Here is a 17,761-nt window from a genome sequence, read left to right on the forward strand (position 1 = left end):
ATTAGCACTGGAGGCACCATGTCTGATTATTCTTATTTTGGCGGTATCGATTTAGCTAAAAACCACTTCAGTATTCATGTCGTTGACTCGAAAGGGAAAGTGGCTCTTCATAAATCGGTTACTCGCTCTAACTTACTGACCACAATAGCAAATATGCCCCCCATGCGTATAGGACTCGAAGCGTGTGGCGGTGCACATTATTGGGCAAGAACGCTTAATACATTAGGACATGATGCTCGCATTATGGCGGTTAAGTATGTTGTTACACATAGAACTAAAGGTAAAAACGACCTCAATGATGCCGTGGCTATCTGCCAAGCTGTACAACATCCATCTACACGATTCGTTCCTGTAAAGTCTCCTGAGCAACAAGCCATACTGTCCGTTCATCGAATGCGTGAGCATTGGGTTCGTGAACGCACGGCTTTAATGAACCGTATCCGCGCCTTACTTTCTGAATTTGGTCTAGTTATTCCTGTTGGGCGCTCTTCTTTAATGAAGCAAGTGCCTCTTATGCTGGAAGATGCCGAAAACGAGCTTCCACACTTAGCGCGAACCGTTATTGCTGACGCGTACTATCACCTTGAACAACTAAACCAACGTATTGCGGATACTGAGCAAGTGTTTGATGCCTTTTCAAAGATTAGCAAGAATGCTCAGCGTATTATGAAGGTCAGAGGAATTGGTCCACAAACAGCAACCGCTATTCTTGCCTCTATTGGTAACGGCTCTCAGTTTGATAAAAGCCGAGACTTCTCCGCTTGGCTAGGGTTAGTACCAAAGCAATATTCAACAGGCGGCAAACCCAGATTAGGCAGAATTACCAAACACGGAGACAAGTATCTACGCACCTTACTCGTCCATGGTGCTAGAACGGTCATTGCTAATCTAGGTGATAAACAAGACAGGCTCAGCCAGTGGTGTCGAGGCGTGTTGGGACGACGAGGAATGAACCGAGCTATTGTCGCTCTTGCAGCAAAGAATGCTCGAATTATCTGGTCGCTATTACACAACCAAACGGAATATGAGAATTACGCTGCTTAAGAAACCATTAAGCCAAGCAGCGTAACAATAGTACACCCACCGGGTCATAGCAGACGCAATGGATGGAGATAGGTTATGACCACTAGCGGAGAGCCTGTTAATGCGGCGGACACATATGATGTCATCTAACGAATAAGGCACTGCAGTCGCGCAAAGTCATCAGGGTCACGATGTTGCGAACCATCGATATAAAGACCGAATGTAGAGCGGCAGTCCAAAACCCATCACTTGAAGTTTAGCGGATGTTTGACAACCGGGGGAATCCATGTAGCCCTGTTAAGGTGTGAGCAACGCAATACCAAAGCCGCCGCATACCACCTTAAACACTAAACGCAACGCATAGCAAAAATGCCAAGCGTTGCGAATCACTCTTAAACAGTTTGTTATACAACAGTTACAGGAACCAAAACTGTCGATTCAAAGTCTTTAGCTTTCTCTTTGCCTTCAGCCTCAATTACGTCATCTGAAAGACTAACGAACTCTTCAGCCTTTGAGACCGTACGGGTAATATGTTCCCAACTTAATCGACCGATTATTGATGACTGACTATGTGCTATTTCGTTACGAACAACTTCCAGTTTTTCCAAAAAGTTTTTAAAGTTTGTTTTACTAAAACCAAACCTAGCTATAAATTCAGGAGTATTTCTAAGAATTTCTTTTTTGTCACAAAGCTGGGCACATTCAACCACAGCAAGGTAATCACTACTCCCTCGACGAAGTTCTATAGTTTCTTGTACTTTAGCTTGCCTATCTTCGTTTAACGCTTGAAGCCAAGTGTCATTGGGATAGTAGTAATTAATCCAAAAATTTATATGTAACTCAACTAAAGAAACCACACCAAATAGATATGTCCTTGGAATTGGCTTATTCAGGTCTGAACGTGTGACAATACCCACTATTTGACCATCTCTAGTCACATACTTAAATTCGGTTCCCTCCAAAATCTGGAGCAGATGAACTAGGGAGGTATTTTCGTCTATTTTTTGCTCTTCTTCTACATCCTTTACATATTCAGCTACCAAGCCTTGATTAAGAGCCTTTCTTTCTATTTGCCCAACAATAACACCATCATCATTAACAACACATGTCACATCAAAATCTCTCGATTTGAGAGCATGTTTTGCGTCGGATGCACTATCAGTATCTTTGCAGCAAAGGACTGGTTCGAGCAATGAAAGTAGCTTCGCATTTTCAAGGAAAATGCCGTGGAGGGACTCAAACCTAGTCCCCTGACGTCGATAACCAGTTTCTGGCGACATCCAAAGTTGGTAACCCATGTAGATAAATCCTAATTGTTGTATAACGCCGCATTAAGGTGTGAGCAACGCGACCACGAAACTTAACCAAACCACCGTAAACACAAAGCCCAACGATGGAATGAAAAATGCCAAGCGTTGGGAATCACTCTTAAATGCTTTGTTATGTGATGATGCTCGGGATCGTTTTCGTTGGCAATGGATTTACCCCTAGCGTAGCAAGTTTATTGGATACCAGTAGTTCCCGAAGATTTGAAATTAAATCGAGAACATGAGAGTCCCAGTTTTGTTTGATCAAATTCAAAACAGGAAGCAACGAAGAGTCATAATTTGCTCTTTGTTGAGGTCCAAGTGTCATAAACATTTGAATCGTTCCTATTGCATTATGAAAATCTTGAACAATGGAATGATCACTATCAACTATAACCACGTACTTCCAACCCAATTCAGTACCAACCCACCTACCGGTTATATGTGCAGGCTCTGGTTCAACTTTCCCTGTCAATATATTTGGTATTTTGAAGGTTCGTTGTTTAATCCCAAACCCAAAAGAATAGTACTCACCTTTTTTTCTGTTCCAAAAGGAATCTAATAACAATTCATGCCCGTGGTTGCCTTCAACCTCTCCCAAGATTCCATAATTTTCATCGTCTCGTTTTAGCAGAATACATAGGTCAGCGTAAGCAACTTTCTTAGCAACATCTTGATGCTGTAACTTTCCATAGCCCAAGAGAAATGGATTAAAAGTTTGTGCAAAGCGCAAACCGCTATTGAAGTCCCTACAACTAATGTGAACTCCGTACTCTTGAGTATTAGACATAAAATCGAAGCTATGGAGATCAGACAATTTTGACACAATATCATTAAATATCGGTCTCCCCTCTTCACTAGTTAAATAGTGACAAAGTAATGCTTGAAGACCAAAATTTTGCAGCGATTGCTTGATATCGTTGAAGAAAGCAAATCCTGCTTTTGAAGCCAAGTTTCCCAATGTAGGTTCGACATTATCCATATAAGGGCGGTTAAAACTATGAGTCATTGTCTTTTGTTCATATAGTGTTTCAAGTATGGAACAATAATGCATAGCCCAATAGGCGTTCAAATTCAGGTGAATTCCTGGCTTTATGATTTCTACTATATTCTCGTTCATTTATGCCGACCATCCAATAAATCACATAACGCTGCATTAAGGTGTGAGCAACGCTGCCACAAAACTTAACCATACCACTGTAAACACGAAACCCAACGATGGAATGAAAAATGCCAAGCGTTGGGAATCACTCTTAAATGCTTTGTTAGAATTATGGTTTCGGCGTGGTAATGAAAGTACCATTTCTAACATCTAATCCTGACTGCAAACTGTATTTAGGTTTCCTAGCATTACTTTGCTGGGTCTCTTGAGCTGATTTTTTTACTTTCCATGCAAAATATGACGGATTTTCTTTCACTTTCTCCTGATATTCCGCGTAAGTTTTAGCACCATGGAATAAGCACGCCAATGTTCCGATGAGACTAACTCCAGACGTAGCAACACCTGCTGATAAAGTAGCCAACGCTACACCAGCATCTGCTATACCCACTTTTTTTACTGATTTTAACTTTGCATTGATTTTTTGAACTTGAGATTCAAACAACTCGTGTTCAATATCTTCAATTTTTCGTCTGATTACGGAGCTATCGCTCTCATGCCTCAGTTCTTTTAGAGAGCTTTCAAGTTCGACACGGAATGTTTTAAACTCTTCACCATCATTTCTTCTAATATTCATTAGGTCAGCAGGTGACACTGATGACAAAAATGGCAAGTCCATCTGAAGTAATCCATCAACGGTATTCTCCTGTATGTTCTTTCCATCTGTGAAAAAATGTGTCGAAAGTAATTGAGCCTCTAGAACCGAACTGCAAGTTAGCGATGAATTAAGTTGATTTGCTAACGTCACTTTCTTACAAGTTTCAGCAAAGTACTCAAATGAACTACGATGAATTGACTGCTCAACCCAACTATCAAATTGCAATTTATCGGGAGGAGTGTCAGGTAATAGCATTCTAGTAACAAGCTTACCAGTCGCATCATTAGCTTCAATTACTTGAGGTTCAAATAAATTATATATTTCAATCTGATTTGAATCATGCCCATCGAACCAAAGTCCAATCGCTCGTCCTAGCTCTAAGCTATCCATTACTTCATAGCTTGAACCTATATGTTTCAAGCTTTTTACTATAGTTTTCTCTTTTAAGAAACTCATTATTGGCTCTGGCAACAAGTCAGAAAACCCAACTTCAGAATACCCAACTGGAATCTCCGTTGGGGGCTCGGAATGCAAAGATACCGGATAGAATTTCAAAAAATCACCTGCGACAAAAGGCCTTAAAGCAATTGCATATGCTGCACTTTCTGCAAGTCCAACCCGATTAATCTCTTGTTTATTTTCTAAACCAACAACTTTTGAAAAAACTTCTGATGGTTCATGCTTGGGTAATGAAAACGGAAATACTGGGTCGGGGAGCACCATTTGATCCATATATAGCGCAGCTCGCTTTAACTCTTGCTCACTATCAAAACCTTTGATCCCAAGGCAGCTAAGGCTAGATTGATGCTTTTGAATATCAAAAGCAATTTGAGGTAAATTCATAATGCAATACTGGCGATATTGTTGTAACTCAGATAATAACCTTGCTTCTGAAACCCCATAGTAATAAGTCTTGATCAAAGTTTCATCGAAAAGAATAGAGTCGTTCAAATAATCGTAAATATAGCTTCCCATGATACCCTCTTAATGAATGATGGTGTCCCAAATAATTCTAACGCCCTGCTAAGGGGTGAGCAATGCACTGCAAAAGCTACCGCACGCCAACTCAATCACAAAACTCACCGCATGCTGAAAATGCCACGCATTGCGAATCCCGCTTAAGCAGTTTGTTAGCTTAAATTTCAGCACCTTAGATTTACTAAGCCCGAGATTAACCTGATTTGGGAAGCCGGCAAACTGCCTAAGTTTTAAAACCCGAAATGACTCAAACTTTGTGGCCGTTCACTTGCTTTGAAACCAGTAGATTTTTGAGAATTCATCTTCGGAGAACTCAAAGCGAAAGCAAAACTTCCAAAGCGACTTTGCGCCAAACTGGCTAACCTCGCGCAAGCCCAAAACTCAATTGAGGCAACAGCTCAAAAATCGCGTTGGTAAACAATGCCGATTTGCCGAGAAACCTGAACGGATTTCCAAGGGAAGAAAAAACAGGCTGCAAACAATTGATTTTCATTGTTTTAAGCTAACGCCCTGTTAAGTAGTGAGGCATGCAATACAAAGGCTTCTGCACTACTCCGTAAACACTAAAATCACTGCAAACCAAAAATGCCACGCATGCCGAATCTGCTTAAACAGTTTGTTATACAAAATTTCGCGCGACTTACTTTGAATCTTGACGCCGAATCCATTCTTGAGAAGCGTCACCCATTGCTAAACCCACCGAACTTTTCATCCATTGCATGAAATCTCGGTCGAATTTAAATTGCTCACCAAATTTGGATTTAAAATAACGACGAACGTTTTGAGTTGTCTTGTAACTATCTGTAATGACTGTACCGTCATTAATATCATTTTTATGCCAATCAACCTTTTCCATAGTCTAATTTCTCCATTTTGTATAACAGCTTATTAGTGCGCATGCGCGTTTACCTCATTGGACCAGTAAAAACGCGCACAGTTAACTATCTGTATACAATGAACTTATCTTCATTTTGCTAAATATACCATCTAGAAAAACGCGCATGCGCGTTTTCCAAACCTATTATCTCAAGTCGTCAACACATAACTGATTGATAAAAAGGAATTATATGAATTAGTACGTGTATTAACGCGCAAAATTATTTCACTATTTTCCTTGATATTCGGAAATATCAAATAATACTGTATAAATAAACAGCTATTTGGAGTGAAGTTATCATGAGTCTAAAAAGCCCATTTCTAATCGGTGTTCAAGAAACAATGCGCATGCGTGGTTACAGTATTAGAACAGAAAAAACTTATCTGTATTGGATCAAGGCATTCATTAACTTTCACCACAAGCGTCACCCCGAAACAATGGGAACGGAAGAAGTTACACAATTTTTAACCTTCCTTGCCAACCAACGGAATGTGGCAATCAACACTCAAAAAATTGCACTTAATGCATTGGCCTATTTGTATCAGAAGCATTTGCACCATGAGCTTGGGGATTTAGGTTTTTGCTATGCCACTAAACAGCGACATTTACCGACAGTGTTATCCCCATTGGAAATATCATCGATATTAAATCAACTCTATGGCCGCGACAGGCTAATCATTGAGCTGCTCTATGGTAGTGGACTGAGAGTTTCAGAATGTCTCCGGTTACGTGTCCAAGACATTGATATGGAGCGGGCTACACTGACCATTAGAGACGGAAAAGGGCGAAAAGATAGGCAAACCATCCTCAGCCATAAATGCGCCGAAAAGTTTCCAGCATATATTGAGAAAGCTACTAAGATCCAACAGTATGACAACCAACGAGGGATAGGCCCTTCACTGCCAAATGCATTAGAACGTAAATACCCTAACGCTTTTAGGCAGCGCGGATGGATGTTTATTTTCCCTTCTAAAACGATCTGCATCCACCCGTATACTGGAATAGTTTGCAGGCATCATCTGCATCAGAGTGTTATTCGTAAAGCGCTCGGGAATGCCGTGCGTAGTATTCAAATAAATAAACGCGTCACCTGCCACACGTTTAGGCATAGCTTCGCAACTCATCTACTTCAAGCCGGTCGTGATATAAGAAGTGTTCAAGAGTTACTTGGTCACAATGACGTGAGTACAACACAAATCTATACACATGTACTTGGCCAACATTTCGCGGGGACAACGAGTCCGTTAGACACACTGTAAAGTCGGAGTACTCTAGAAACTCTGTAGCATTACTAAAATTTGGTCAACTTATAGTTTGTAGACTTAATTATCAGCTGCCCCAATAACTCGCAATGGGGCACAAGCTTTCCAGAGGTATGAAAAGCCCGTATCAGTCCTTCTAGCAATCCGTTTGCTCTGAGAGTCTCAGAGCGTCTTCTAGTTCAACGCCAAGATATCTAATAGTGAATAGCCACCAATATAGTAGCCACTTCTAGTATGACCAAAAGTATGTCAAATCACCGCTAGGTGAATAATATATCAACTAGGCGTAACACCGAATGGGGCATTAACGTTTTTGAAAAGCCAGCTTACCAATGTGATCGCAGCCTTTTTAGTATGAGACTTGATGACTCACTCTCACCTGCTGCTTATCTTTTGTTACTCATTATTTGGACTTGCGACTTCACGCTGTTTTCCGGGCATAAAAAATCCCGGGACGAGCCCGGGATTTTTATACGTTCTTAGAGCGAGAGATTAACGACCTTTACGCGGTGCCGCGCTGGTGTTGCCCGCTTTCTGGCGAGAGCCCGATGAACCACCTTCTTTGCGGCGAGAGTTGCCACTACGACCCGCAGGAGCAGTCACACGTTCTTCGTGACGGCGCACTGCACGACGGATTTTTTGGCTACGTGAACGCTCACGTTTACGTGATGTGTTGTCTTTGGACACGTCCAGCATGGTGGTTTTCTCTGGTTTCAGTTCAACCAACTCACGCAGGTAGTTCACATCTTTCAGGTCCAGTTCCATCCAACCGCCACGAGGCAGTTTTTTATCGAGGAAGATGTCACCGTAACGCACACGCTTCAGACGGCTTACTGTGGTTTCTTGCGATTCCCACAGACGGCGTACTTCACGGTTACGACCTTCGTTGATCACCACGTAGAAAGTATGGTTCATGCCTTCACCGCCCGCGTAGACTACGTCTTCAAAGCGAGCCAGACCATCTTCCAGTTGCACGCCGCGAACTAGGTTGCGGATTTTATCTTCGGTCACATCGCCGAATACACGCACCAGATATTCACGTTCAACCTGACGGCTTGGGTGCATCAGGCGGTTCGCCAGTTCACCATCAGTCGTGAACAGCAGCAGACCGGATGTGTTGGCATCCAGACGACCCACCGAAATCCAGCGAGAACCACGAATCTTGGGTAGACGGTCAAATACTGTACGACGACCTTCAGGATCGTGACGAGTACACAGTTCACCTTCTGGCTTGTAGTACGCCAGTACGCGGCAAATGACTTCTTCTTGCGCTTTTGCAGACACAGCATGTCCGTCAATACGCACTACGGCGTTTTCATCTTCCAGGCGCTCGCCCAGTACAGCTACCTTGCCATTAACACTTACGCGCCCAGCTCGAATCAGAGCTTCCAGCTCACGACGAGAACCATGACCAGCACGTGCTAAAACCTTTTGTAACTTTTCGCTCATTTATCTACCTAATTGTGTCGTCTTCTCAGACGTCGAATAACAAGATGCGACCTCAAAATCGCGGTCGCGTAGTATCGCAAATTCTCTCGCAAAAAGCACCCGTTTTATCAGGGGCTTTAACCCTCTCGGCTTTCTAGGCCCGAGGATTATTGGAATGGGGTGGGATCCCCGGCGCCAAAACGCACAACCTGCATGTCATCTTCGCTGAAATCGATCACGGTCGTTGGCTGCTCGCCCAGATAACCACCGTTCAAAATGACATCAACCGCGTGCTCAAGACGATCGCGGATCTCTTCCGGATCTGACTCAGTCGTTTCGTTACCCGGTAAGATCAGTGAAGTCGACATCAGCGGCTCACCCATCGCTTCTAATAAATCCAGTGCGATTTTGTTGTCAGGCACACGAATACCGATGGTTTTACGCTTTGCATTCATCAGACGGCGCGGCACTTCTTTGGTTCCTTTAAAAATAAAGGTGTAAGGTCCCGGCGTGTTGTTCTTTAACAGGCGAAACGCTGCGTTATCGACACGGGCATAAAGAGACAGCTCAGACAGATCGCGACACATCAGAGTGAAGTTGTGCTTGTCGTCTAAACGTCGAATTTGGCAAATACGTTCCAGCGCGTGTTTGTTTTCTAACTGACAGCCCAGTGCGTAGCCGGAATCGGTCGGGTAAACCACGACGCCGCCGTTACGAATGATAGCCACCGCTTGGTTGATCAGGCGCGCCTGCGGATTTTCAGGATGCACATAAAAAAACTGGCTCATTGTCATTCCTCATCATTGAGTCTCTCGACTCGCTTATCGGGGAGATTGGTCCAATCTCTCCAAACAGGTTCTACTCCGGAAGGCAACCAAAGATTACGGCCCAATTCCATCCACGGAGACGGGTAATGAAAGTCGCTGCCTTGAGAAGCTAATAGGTTGTATTGTATCGCATAATCGGCCAGATTGCGTTTTTCTTGTGGCGCTTGTTGCGGCTGCGCAACTTCCATTGCATCACCGCCTGCTTCCACAAACGCTGCAATTAAGCGCTTCAGCCATTTGGTCGTCAAGTCATATCGACCCGGATGAGCCAGCACCGCCTGTCCACCGGAAGCATGAATAGCGGCGATCGCCTCCTGCATTGTGCACCAGTTTGGCGGCACGTAGCCCGGATTGTTGCGCGTCAGATATTTCTTAAACACTTGCTGCATATTCTTCACATACCCAGCATCCACCAACCATTTCGCAAAATGCGCTCGGGTAATCGGTGCATCGCCGGCAATCGCTTTGACTTCGTCCAGCACGCCTTCGCGCGTTGCCTTTTGCAAACGCTCAGCAATCATCTCGGCGCGTACGATGCGATGCTGCTTTTGTTTGTCAATCAGCGCATTCAGCTCAGGATGATTCGGGTCGATATTCAGGCCGACAATGTGAATGTCCTTGTTCTGCCATACCGTAGAGAACTCAATACCATTGATCAGTGTCAGTGGATAGCCGCGCTCAGCAATATAAGCACGCGCAGGCGCCAGCCCATCTACCGTATCGTGATCGGTAATGGCAAGCACATCGAGCTCAAATTCAACAGCTCTTTCAATCAGTTGGTCGAAGCTCAGACGGCCGTCTGATGCAGTTGTGTGACTATGTAGGTCAATTTTCATCATTTTTTTGAATTTGCCTGTTTTTAAGGCTTGACTTTCGAACGTCGCACTAGTTTACTAGTACACAAATACGAGAGCACATGAATAAGGCTTCCTATGTTACAAGAATTTAACTCAAACCATAATCCAAATTTAAGCACAGCGTCTGCTGAGCTTAACTGGTGGCGCACTTGGGCAAGTTCTTGGTGGGCTCACGTGTACTTTTAAGAAAGGATACGCATGAAAAAAGCCCGCCAACTCAGCGGGCTTTTTTTCACCCATTTTTATACGAAATTCACCGGCTCTGTTCATCATACAAACTATGCATTCAACAGCGATACTTAGATAGAGCCGCGACGTAAACCGTTTAAAACAGATAAGGAGGTCTTGTGAACAAGGCCATTGAAATCAAAAATCTGGCAAAGCTTGAAGTACTCAACGCAACGCTACCTTACACGCAAGATCCAACAGCGCTGTTTCACGCACTGTGCGAAGGGAAAACGGATTGCTTGTTACTGGAATCAGCGGAGATCGACTCCAAACAGAACCTGAAAAGCCTGCTGCTGATTGATGCTGCCGTACGCATTATCTGCTTCGGTCATGAAGTGACATTTCAGGCGCTAAGCGATAACGGTCTTGCCCTGATTGATGTTCTGGCGCAAAACGTTGTGGCAGATATCCCGGCCAAACGCACCGAAGACTCTCTGATGCTGACCTTCACCACACCATGCGATACGTTGGATGAAGACTCTCGCCTGCGTGAAGCCTCATCGTTTGACGCATTGCGTCTGGTGCAGCACAGCTTTGATTTGTCGGGTCACGACAAACACGCGATTTTCCTTGGTGGTCTGTTCGCTTACGACTTGGTGGCCAACTTCGAACCGCTTGGCGACGCAAAAGCGACCAATCAGTGCCCGGATTACGTATTTTATGTCTCTGAGAACCTGATGATCGTTGATCACCAGAGTGCAAGCTGCCAGTTGCAGGCCACAGCATTCACGACCGACAGCAATGTGAAAGCGACACTGCGTCAACGTCAGGAAGCCATTCGTGCTCAGGCGTCCCAGACTCTGTCTCAGCCAGAGGCACAAAAACTGGCTGAAGTGAACGTGGACACCAACATCAGCGATGAAGATTTCTGCGATATCGTACGCGATTTAAAACAGTATGTGGTGAAAGGCGACATCTTCCAGGTCGTGCCTTCACGCCGCTTCACGCTGCCTTGCCCTTCTCCACTTGCGGCTTATCAGCGCCTGAAAGAGAGCAACCCAAGCCCTTACATGTTCTACATGCAGGATGAACGCTTTACCCTGTTTGGTGCCTCTCCGGAAAGCGCGTTGAAATACGCCACTGATACCAACCAAATCGAGATTTACCCAATTGCCGGCACGCGTCGCCGCGGCAAAAATTCTGATGGTTCGATTAACTTTGACCTCGACAGCCGCATTGAACTGGAGCTGCGCTGCGATAAAAAAGAGAACGCCGAACACATGATGCTGGTCGATCTGGCGCGTAACGATGTAGCACGTATCGCCAAAGCTGGCAGCCGCCATGTGGCTGATCTGCTCAAAGTTGACCGCTACAGCCATGTGATGCATCTGGTGTCACGCGTGGTGGGCCAACTACGTGAAGATTTGGATGCGCTACATGCTTATCAAGCGTGTATGAATATGGGTACCCTGACTGGCGCACCGAAAATTCGCGCCATGCAACTGATTCGTGAAGTGGAACAGGAACGCCGCGGTAGCTACGGCGGCGCGGTCGGTTACCTGACCGGTGAAGGCGACTTGGACACCTGTATTGTGATTCGCTCTGCGTTTGTCGAAAACGGCATTGCTCAGGTTCAGGCTGGCGCTGGCGTTGTGTACGACTCCGATCCACAGGCCGAAGCCGATGAAACTCGCGGCAAAGCACAAGCGGTTATTTCCGCCATTCAATTTGCACATCAGGCGTAAGGAATTTCATCATGGCGAACCCAACCCAACCAGCAAACATTGTCTTTATCGATAACTTTGATTCCTTTACTTACAACTTGGTGGATCAGTTCCGTTCTCTTGGCCACCACGTCACGATTTACCGCAACCACATTGCCGCGGACGTGATTGAAAATGCCGTCTCACAACTGGAAAACCCGGTCGTGGTTTTATCTCCTGGCCCGGGCGCACCTTCTGAAGCGGGTTCCATGCCGGAAATCCTGCAGCGCCTGAAAGGCAAAGTGCCGATGATTGGCATCTGTCTCGGTCATCAGGCGATGGTTGAAGCCTATGGCGGCACCGTTGCTGGCGCAGGTGAAATCGTGCACGGTAAAGTCTCCATGATGGAGCATGACAACCACCCGATTTATCAAGGCCTTCCTTCTCCACTGGCGATTGCGCGCTATCACTCGCTGGTCGCAACGTCTGTGCCGGACAGCCTAACGGTGACTGCGGAAGTCGATGGTCTGGTAATGTCGATTGTCAACGAACAGGACAAGCTGTGTGGCTTCCAGTTTCACCCGGAATCCATCATGACCACCCACGGCGCAACCCTGCTGGCCAATGCGATTAACTGGGCTCTGGCACGATAAGCCCCTCAGGACACACAGACACAACCAAGAATAAACAAGATTCGCAAACACAACGATTACAGCGGGTCTTCAGGGATACGGAGAAAGAATTATGCAACAGATCATCAATAAACTTTATGACCAGCAATCACTGACGCAAGCCGAAAGCCAACAGCTGTTTGACTACATCATTCGCGGTGAGTGTGAGCAACCACTAATGGCCGCTGCTCTGACAGCATTGAAGATCAAAGGCGAAACCCCGGATGAAATCGTTGGTGCCGTGCGTGCACTGCTGGAAAACGCGAGCCCGTTCCCTCGCCCGGATTATGACTTTGCCGACATCGTAGGCACGGGTGGCGACGGCGCCAACACCATCAACATCTCAACCACATCGGCCTTTGTCGCAGCCGCGTGCGGCGTCAAAGTCGCCAAGCACGGTAACCGTGGCGTCTCGAGCAAATCAGGCTCTTCCGATCTACTTGATGCCTTTGGCATCAACATGACCATGAGCGCAGAAAACTCTCGCCAGGCTCTCGATGAACTAGGCGTTGCTTTCCTGTTCGCGCCTCAGTACCACGGCGGCGTTCGTCACGCGATGCCAGTGCGCCAGAGCATGAAAACCCGTACAATTTTCAACATTCTTGGCCCACTGATTAACCCAGCGCGCCCTAATATCGAATTAATGGGCGTTTACAGTCTAGATTTGGTTCGTCCTATCGCAGAAACCATGGTACAAATGGGTTTGAAACGAGCCGCTGTGGTTCATGGTTCAGGATTGGACGAAGTGGCAATTCATGGAGTCACTCATGTTGCCGAAATCAAAGATGGCGAAATTTTCGAATACACCTTAACGCCGCAGGACTTTGGTTTAGAAACCTACCCGCTGGAAGCGATTAAAGGTGGCGAGCCTCAGGAAAATCGCGCCATCATCGAAAATATTCTGACTGGCAAGGGAACGCCTGCTCAAGTCTCCGCTGTTGCGGTTAACGTTGCCCTGTTGCTGCGCCTGTTCGGCTTTGAAGATTTGAAAGCCAACGCACAACGCGCCATTGATGTCATGAACTCAGGCAAAGCGTTTGATCTGGTAAAACAACTAGCAGAGCGAGGTTAAGCCCCCTGATGTCTGAAATTAACGTGTCTGAACAAAACGGCCAGCTGTCTGAACATATTTCGCTAAAGAATGCCCAGATGGCTGAAGTGCTGGCCAAAATCGTCAACGACAAAATTACCTGGGTTGCGGAACGTAAAGCCGTGCAGCCTGTAGAAACATTTAAACCTCTGCTGACAGCATCGGATCGCGACTTCTACGCAGCACTGGATAACGGCCAGACAGCCTTTATCCTCGAATGTAAAAAAGCTTCGCCATCAAAAGGCCTGATTCGCCAACAGTTCGATTTGGATTACATTGCATCGGTTTACAACCAATACGCCAGTGCCATCTCTGTGCTGACTGATGAGAAATACTTTCAAGGCAATTTCGATTTCCTGCCGCGCGTACGCGCTCAGGTCACTCAGCCGGTACTGTGTAAAGACTTCATGATCGACACCTATCAGGTGTACCTCGCCCGACACTACGGCGCTGATGCGATTTTGCTGATGCTGTCGGTGCTGAATGATGAACAATACCGCGAACTGGCCAATGTAGCGCACGAGCTGGGTATGGGCATACTGACTGAAGTCAGCAACGAAGAAGAGCTGGAACGTGCCGTGGCTTTACAAGCGCGAGTGATTGGTATTAATAACCGCAATCTGCGCGATCTCAGCACTGACCTTAACCGCACCAAGCAGTTGGCCCCGAAACTGCCGCAAGGCACCATCGTGATTTCTGAATCCGGCATTTACACCCACCAACAGGTACGTGACTTGTCTCGCTTTGCCAACGGTTTCCTGATTGGCAGCTCACTGATGAGCCAGGAAAATCTGGAGCTGGCGGTCCGCAAAGTCGTACTGGGTGAAAACAAAGTCTGTGGTCTGACGCATGCCGATGACGCCGTCAAAGCTTATCAGGCTGGCGCGGTGTTTGGCGGGCTGATTTTTGTTCAGCAATCCAAGCGCTGCGTGGATATCGAAACGGCACGTCTGACAATGAGTGGTGCACCACTGCAATATGTGGGTGTGTTTCAAAATCACAGCATTGAAACGATTGCCGACACGGTTACCGAACTCGGTCTGTTTGCGGTGCAACTGCACGGCGACGAAGATCAGGCTTACATCGATGCACTCAAAACCGCTTTACCTGAATCGGTCGAAATCTGGAAAGCCTACGGCGTGACCGATCACATGCCCGTTCTGTTGAATCAAGTCGATCGCCATCTGCTGGATGCCAAAGTCGGCAATCAGAGTGGCGGCACAGGAACCGTGTTCGACTGGTCACTGATTGAAGCTCCAGAGCGCATCATGCTGGCCGGAGGTCTGAATCCGGACAATGTCCAGCAAGCCGCGAAACTCGGCTGCCTCGGGTTGGATCTCAACTCCGGCGTAGAAAGTGAACCCGGTAAAAAAGACATCGCCAAACTGCGTCAGGCATTCAGCGAAATTCGTAATTATTAATGACAGGTAACCCGGCCCCTTCTCTTCGCTAACGCGAACGATATGAAGCCCAAAGGGGCCAAACAGGTTACGTAAGGAAGAAGATCATGGCTAAACTCAACGCCTACTTTGGCGAATACGGTGGTCAGTATGTACCACAGATTCTGGTTCCGGCATTGGATCAACTGGAACAAGCATTTATCGATGCGCAGGAAGATCCCGAATTTCGCAGCGAGTTCATGAGCCTGCTGCAGGAATACGCGGGCCGTCCGACAGCGCTGACGCTGACACGCAATATCGTAAAAGGCACCAAAACCAAACTCTATCTCAAGCGTGAAGATCTGCTGCACGGCGGCGCGCACAAAACTAACCAAGTACTAGGTCAGGCACTGCTGGCCAAACGCATGGGCAAACACGAAATCATTGCTGAAACCGGTGCGGGTCAACATGGCGTAGCCACAGCTCTGGCCTGTGCACTGCTGGGGCTGAAATGTCGCGTTTATATGGGTGCTAAAGACGTTGAGCGTCAAAGCCCGAACGTATTCCGCATGCGTCTGATGGGCGCTGAAGTGATTCCGGTTCACTCCGGTTCAGCCACACTGAAAGATGCGTGTAACGAAGCGCTGCGTGACTGGTCTGGCAGCTACGAAACCGCACACTACCTGCTCGGTACAGCGGCAGGCCCTCACCCATTCCCGACGATCGTGCGTGAATTCCAGCGCATCATCGGTGAAGAAACCAAGAACCAGATTCTTGCTCGTGAAGGTCGTCTTCCGGATGCGGTGATCGCTTGTGTGGGCGGTGGTTCTAACGCGATTGGTATGTTTGCCGACTTTATTGAAGAACAATCTGTACGCCTGATTGGTGTGGAGCCAGCTGGCAAAGGCATTGATACCGACATGCACGGCGCACCACTGAAACACGGTAAAACCGGTATCTACTTCGGGATGAAATCGCCGATGATGCAAGATGAGCACGGTCAGATTGAAGAGTCTTACTCCATTTCTGCAGGTCTTGATTTTCCATCGGTAGGTCCGCAGCACGCCCATCTGCATGCAACCGGCCGCGCTGAATACGAAAGCATCACCGACGATGAAGCACTGGATGCATTCCAGCAACTTGCGCGTACCGAAGGCATCATTCCTGCGCTGGAATCTTCACACGCACTGGCTCATGCCGTGAAAATGGCTTACGCCGAGCCTGAAAAAGAGCAGCTACTGGTTGTGAACCTGTCTGGTCGAGGTGACAAAGACATCTTTACCGTGCATAAGATTTTAGAAGAGAAAGGAGTGCTGTAATGGACCGCTATCAATCGCTTTTTCAGCGTCTGGCTGACAACAACCAAGGTGCGTTCGTTCCGTTTGTCACCATTGGCGATCCAAATCCCGAGCAGTCGTTACGCATTATGCAGACACTGGTTGAATCAGGAGCCGATGCACTGGAACTGGGTATTCCTTTCTCCGATCCGCTGGCCGATGGCCCAACCATCCAGGGTGCAAACCTACGCGCCCTGAAAGCGAAAACCACACCGGATGTCTGTTTTGAACTGATCGCTCAGATCCGTGCTCAGCACCCCGATCTCCCGATCGGTCTGTTGATGTACGCCAACCTGGTTTACTCACGTGGGATTGAAAACTTCTATCAACGCTGCCAGCAAGCTGGTGTCGATTCCGTGCTGGTTGCCGATGTACCGACCAATGAAAGTGCAGAGTTCGTGGCTGCGGCACGTAAATTTGGCATTAAACCGATCTTCATCGCCCCGCCAACCGCAAGCGATGAAACTCTTAAAGATGTGGCAGAGCTGGGAGGTGGTTACACTTACCTGCTGTCTCGTGCTGGTGTGACAGGTGCGGAAACCAAAGCAAACATGCCTGTGACCACCCAATTGGACAAGCTGACTCAATACAATGCACCGCCTTCACTGCTGGGTTTTGGTATTTCAGAACCTGATCAGGTGAAACAGGCGATTGCGTCGGGTGCTGCGGGCGCCATTTCTGGCTCAGCCGTCGTTAAAATCATCGAATCCAATCAAGATAACTTTGATGAAATGTTAAATAAGCTGGCACAATTCACGCAAAACATGAAAGCAGCCACGCACAAATAACTCTCCCCTAATATGTGTTCGGTTTCTTAACTCACTAAGAAATCGAACATTTTCTTAACAACCATCCCCTCTCTTTATTCATTTATCTGACACACAAAAACTGCGCTTCTTATTGTTAAAACCAATAGCAAACGTTTTCCTTTGAACAAAAATCCATCACACGTCAATGAAATAGCATTTCTACTGAGAATTCACTCGATTCACATATTGCCAATTGTGAAAGATAAGTGTAAAAAGCGAGGGCAATATATTTACCCATCGAACAACAAATGTTCAGTGAGTATCACTGGAAGTTTACATTTTATTAGC

General features: G+C 46.6%; 16 protein-coding genes, 1 pseudogene and 1 other annotated feature. Of the genes and pseudogenes, 9 read left to right on the forward strand and 8 right to left on the reverse strand.

Annotated features, from left to right (window positions below; all coding sequences use genetic code 11):
- The first annotated feature begins 18 nt into the window (after positions 1-18).
- Positions 19-1,044 carry an IS110 family transposase gene (locus JIG40_RS14280; protein ID WP_199465551.1) on the forward strand — a complete coding sequence of 342 codons (1,026 nt, stop codon included), beginning with the start codon at positions 19-21 and terminating at the stop codon, positions 1,042-1,044.
- 276 nt (positions 1,045-1,320) lie between these two features.
- On the opposite strand, the pseudogene JIG40_RS14285 reads toward JIG40_RS14280, so the two are convergent.
- The 5 genes and pseudogenes from JIG40_RS14285 to JIG40_RS14310 form a co-directional block, all read right to left on the reverse strand.
- Positions 1,321-1,438: pseudogene (locus JIG40_RS14285) on the reverse strand (DUF3265 domain-containing protein).
- Entirely contained in the window at positions 1,428-2,321 is an 894-nt protein-coding gene (locus JIG40_RS14290; protein ID WP_140259276.1) for a CBS domain-containing protein, read from the reverse strand. The pseudogene JIG40_RS14285 and the gene JIG40_RS14290 overlap by 11 nt, the downstream one beginning before the upstream one ends.
- A gap of 142 nt (positions 2,322-2,463) precedes the next feature.
- Positions 2,464-3,450, reverse strand: coding sequence for a hypothetical protein (locus tag JIG40_RS14295; RefSeq protein WP_199465552.1), 987 nt, complete (start codon positions 3,448-3,450; stop codon positions 2,464-2,466).
- A gap of 151 nt (positions 3,451-3,601) precedes the next feature.
- Positions 3,602-5,062 (reverse strand): hypothetical protein, encoded by a 1,461-nt coding sequence (locus JIG40_RS14300; RefSeq protein WP_199465553.1) that lies wholly within the window; start codon positions 5,060-5,062, stop codon positions 3,602-3,604.
- Between the two features lie 643 nt (positions 5,063-5,705).
- A complete protein-coding gene (locus JIG40_RS14310) occupies positions 5,706-5,921 on the reverse strand; it encodes a DUF6434 domain-containing protein (protein WP_199465554.1) in 216 nt (71 codons plus the stop codon).
- A gap of 320 nt (positions 5,922-6,241) precedes the next feature.
- Between JIG40_RS14310 and JIG40_RS14315 the strand changes: the two genes are divergently transcribed.
- Positions 6,242-7,201 carry an integron integrase gene (locus JIG40_RS14315; RefSeq protein WP_199465555.1) on the forward strand — a complete coding sequence of 320 codons (960 nt, stop codon included), beginning with the start codon at positions 6,242-6,244 and terminating at the stop codon, positions 7,199-7,201.
- Positions 7,202-7,696: 495 nt separating this feature from the next.
- On the opposite strand, the gene rluB is transcribed toward JIG40_RS14315, so the two are convergent.
- The 3 genes from rluB to JIG40_RS14330 all read right to left on the reverse strand — a co-directional run bounded on the left by rluB (position 7,697) and on the right by JIG40_RS14330 (position 10,295).
- On the reverse strand, positions 7,697-8,653 hold the full coding sequence (rluB, locus tag JIG40_RS14320) for a 23S rRNA pseudouridine(2605) synthase RluB (protein WP_020327673.1): 957 nt from the start codon (positions 8,651-8,653) through the stop codon (positions 7,697-7,699).
- Positions 8,654-8,799: 146 nt separating this feature from the next.
- On the reverse strand, positions 8,800-9,420 hold the full coding sequence (locus JIG40_RS14325) for an L-threonylcarbamoyladenylate synthase (protein ID WP_020327674.1): 621 nt from the start codon (positions 9,418-9,420) through the stop codon (positions 8,800-8,802).
- Between the two features lie 2 nt (positions 9,421-9,422).
- The gene (locus JIG40_RS14330) at positions 9,423-10,295 is read right to left on the reverse strand and encodes a PHP domain-containing protein (RefSeq protein ID WP_024373590.1); all 873 of its coding nucleotides are present in this window, start codon (positions 10,293-10,295) and stop codon (positions 9,423-9,425) included.
- Between the two features lie 96 nt (positions 10,296-10,391).
- Here JIG40_RS14330 and JIG40_RS14335 point away from each other — a divergent pair, with 96 nt between their 5' ends.
- The 7 genes from JIG40_RS14335 to trpA all read left to right on the forward strand — a co-directional run bounded on the left by JIG40_RS14335 (position 10,392) and on the right by trpA (position 17,452).
- Complete coding sequence (locus JIG40_RS14335) at positions 10,392-10,502, forward strand: Trp operon leader peptide (protein ID WP_075988675.1); 111 nt, start codon at positions 10,392-10,394, stop codon at positions 10,500-10,502.
- Positions 10,449-10,550 (forward strand) — a sequence feature (Trp leader region). Its footprint overlaps the gene before it by 54 nt.
- 113 nt (positions 10,551-10,663) lie before the next feature.
- Complete coding sequence (locus tag JIG40_RS14340) at positions 10,664-12,229, forward strand: anthranilate synthase component 1 (protein ID WP_199465556.1); 1,566 nt, start codon at positions 10,664-10,666, stop codon at positions 12,227-12,229.
- Positions 12,230-12,240: 11 nt separating this feature from the next.
- Positions 12,241-12,840, forward strand: coding sequence for an aminodeoxychorismate/anthranilate synthase component II (locus JIG40_RS14345; protein WP_020431554.1), 600 nt, complete (start codon positions 12,241-12,243; stop codon positions 12,838-12,840).
- 91 nt (positions 12,841-12,931) lie between these two features.
- A complete protein-coding gene (gene trpD / locus JIG40_RS14350; RefSeq protein ID WP_100268624.1) occupies positions 12,932-13,930 on the forward strand; it encodes an anthranilate phosphoribosyltransferase in 999 nt (332 codons plus the stop codon).
- Between the two features lie 8 nt (positions 13,931-13,938).
- Positions 13,939-15,369: a bifunctional indole-3-glycerol-phosphate synthase TrpC/phosphoribosylanthranilate isomerase TrpF gene (gene trpCF / locus JIG40_RS14355; protein WP_199465557.1), complete on the forward strand. Its 1,431-nt coding sequence runs from the start codon at positions 13,939-13,941 to the stop codon at positions 15,367-15,369.
- 86 nt (positions 15,370-15,455) lie between these two features.
- Positions 15,456-16,646: a tryptophan synthase subunit beta gene (gene trpB, locus JIG40_RS14360; protein ID WP_020327680.1), complete on the forward strand. Its 1,191-nt coding sequence runs from the start codon at positions 15,456-15,458 to the stop codon at positions 16,644-16,646.
- Positions 16,646-17,452 carry a tryptophan synthase subunit alpha gene (gene trpA, locus JIG40_RS14365; protein WP_044362935.1) on the forward strand — a complete coding sequence of 269 codons (807 nt, stop codon included), beginning with the start codon at positions 16,646-16,648 and terminating at the stop codon, positions 17,450-17,452. The genes trpB and trpA overlap by 1 nt, the downstream gene beginning before the upstream one ends.
- The last annotated feature ends 309 nt before the right edge of the window (positions 17,453-17,761 follow it).

This window comes from Vibrio sp. bablab_jr001 (genome assembly GCF_016464285.1).
Taxonomy (GTDB): domain Bacteria; phylum Pseudomonadota; class Gammaproteobacteria; order Enterobacterales; family Vibrionaceae; genus Vibrio; species Vibrio fluvialis.

Coding starts and splice junctions, on each gene's coding strand:
- JIG40_RS14300 (WP_199465553.1), bottom strand. CDS start 5,062: ATGGGAAGCTATATTTACGATTATTTGAACGACTCTATTCTTTTCGAT.
- JIG40_RS14295 (WP_199465552.1), bottom strand. CDS start 3,450: ATGAACGAGAATATAGTAGAAATCATAAAGCCAGGAATTCACCTGAAT.
- trpB (WP_020327680.1), top strand. CDS start 15,456: ATGGCTAAACTCAACGCCTACTTTGGCGAATACGGTGGTCAGTATGTA.
- JIG40_RS14335 (WP_075988675.1), top strand. CDS start 10,392: ATGTTACAAGAATTTAACTCAAACCATAATCCAAATTTAAGCACAGCG.
- trpCF (WP_199465557.1), top strand. CDS start 13,939: ATGTCTGAAATTAACGTGTCTGAACAAAACGGCCAGCTGTCTGAACAT.
- rluB (WP_020327673.1), bottom strand. CDS start 8,653: ATGAGCGAAAAGTTACAAAAGGTTTTAGCACGTGCTGGTCATGGTTCT.
- JIG40_RS14345 (WP_020431554.1), top strand. CDS start 12,241: ATGGCGAACCCAACCCAACCAGCAAACATTGTCTTTATCGATAACTTT.
- JIG40_RS14330 (WP_024373590.1), bottom strand. CDS start 10,295: ATGAAAATTGACCTACATAGTCACACAACTGCATCAGACGGCCGTCTG.
- JIG40_RS14280 (WP_199465551.1), top strand. CDS start 19: ATGTCTGATTATTCTTATTTTGGCGGTATCGATTTAGCTAAAAACCAC.
- trpD (WP_100268624.1), top strand. CDS start 12,932: ATGCAACAGATCATCAATAAACTTTATGACCAGCAATCACTGACGCAA.
- JIG40_RS14315 (WP_199465555.1), top strand. CDS start 6,242: ATGAGTCTAAAAAGCCCATTTCTAATCGGTGTTCAAGAAACAATGCGC.
- trpA (WP_044362935.1), top strand. CDS start 16,646: ATGGACCGCTATCAATCGCTTTTTCAGCGTCTGGCTGACAACAACCAA.
- JIG40_RS14325 (WP_020327674.1), bottom strand. CDS start 9,420: ATGAGCCAGTTTTTTTATGTGCATCCTGAAAATCCGCAGGCGCGCCTG.
- JIG40_RS14290 (WP_140259276.1), bottom strand. CDS start 2,321: ATGGGTTACCAACTTTGGATGTCGCCAGAAACTGGTTATCGACGTCAG.
- JIG40_RS14310 (WP_199465554.1), bottom strand. CDS start 5,921: ATGGAAAAGGTTGATTGGCATAAAAATGATATTAATGACGGTACAGTC.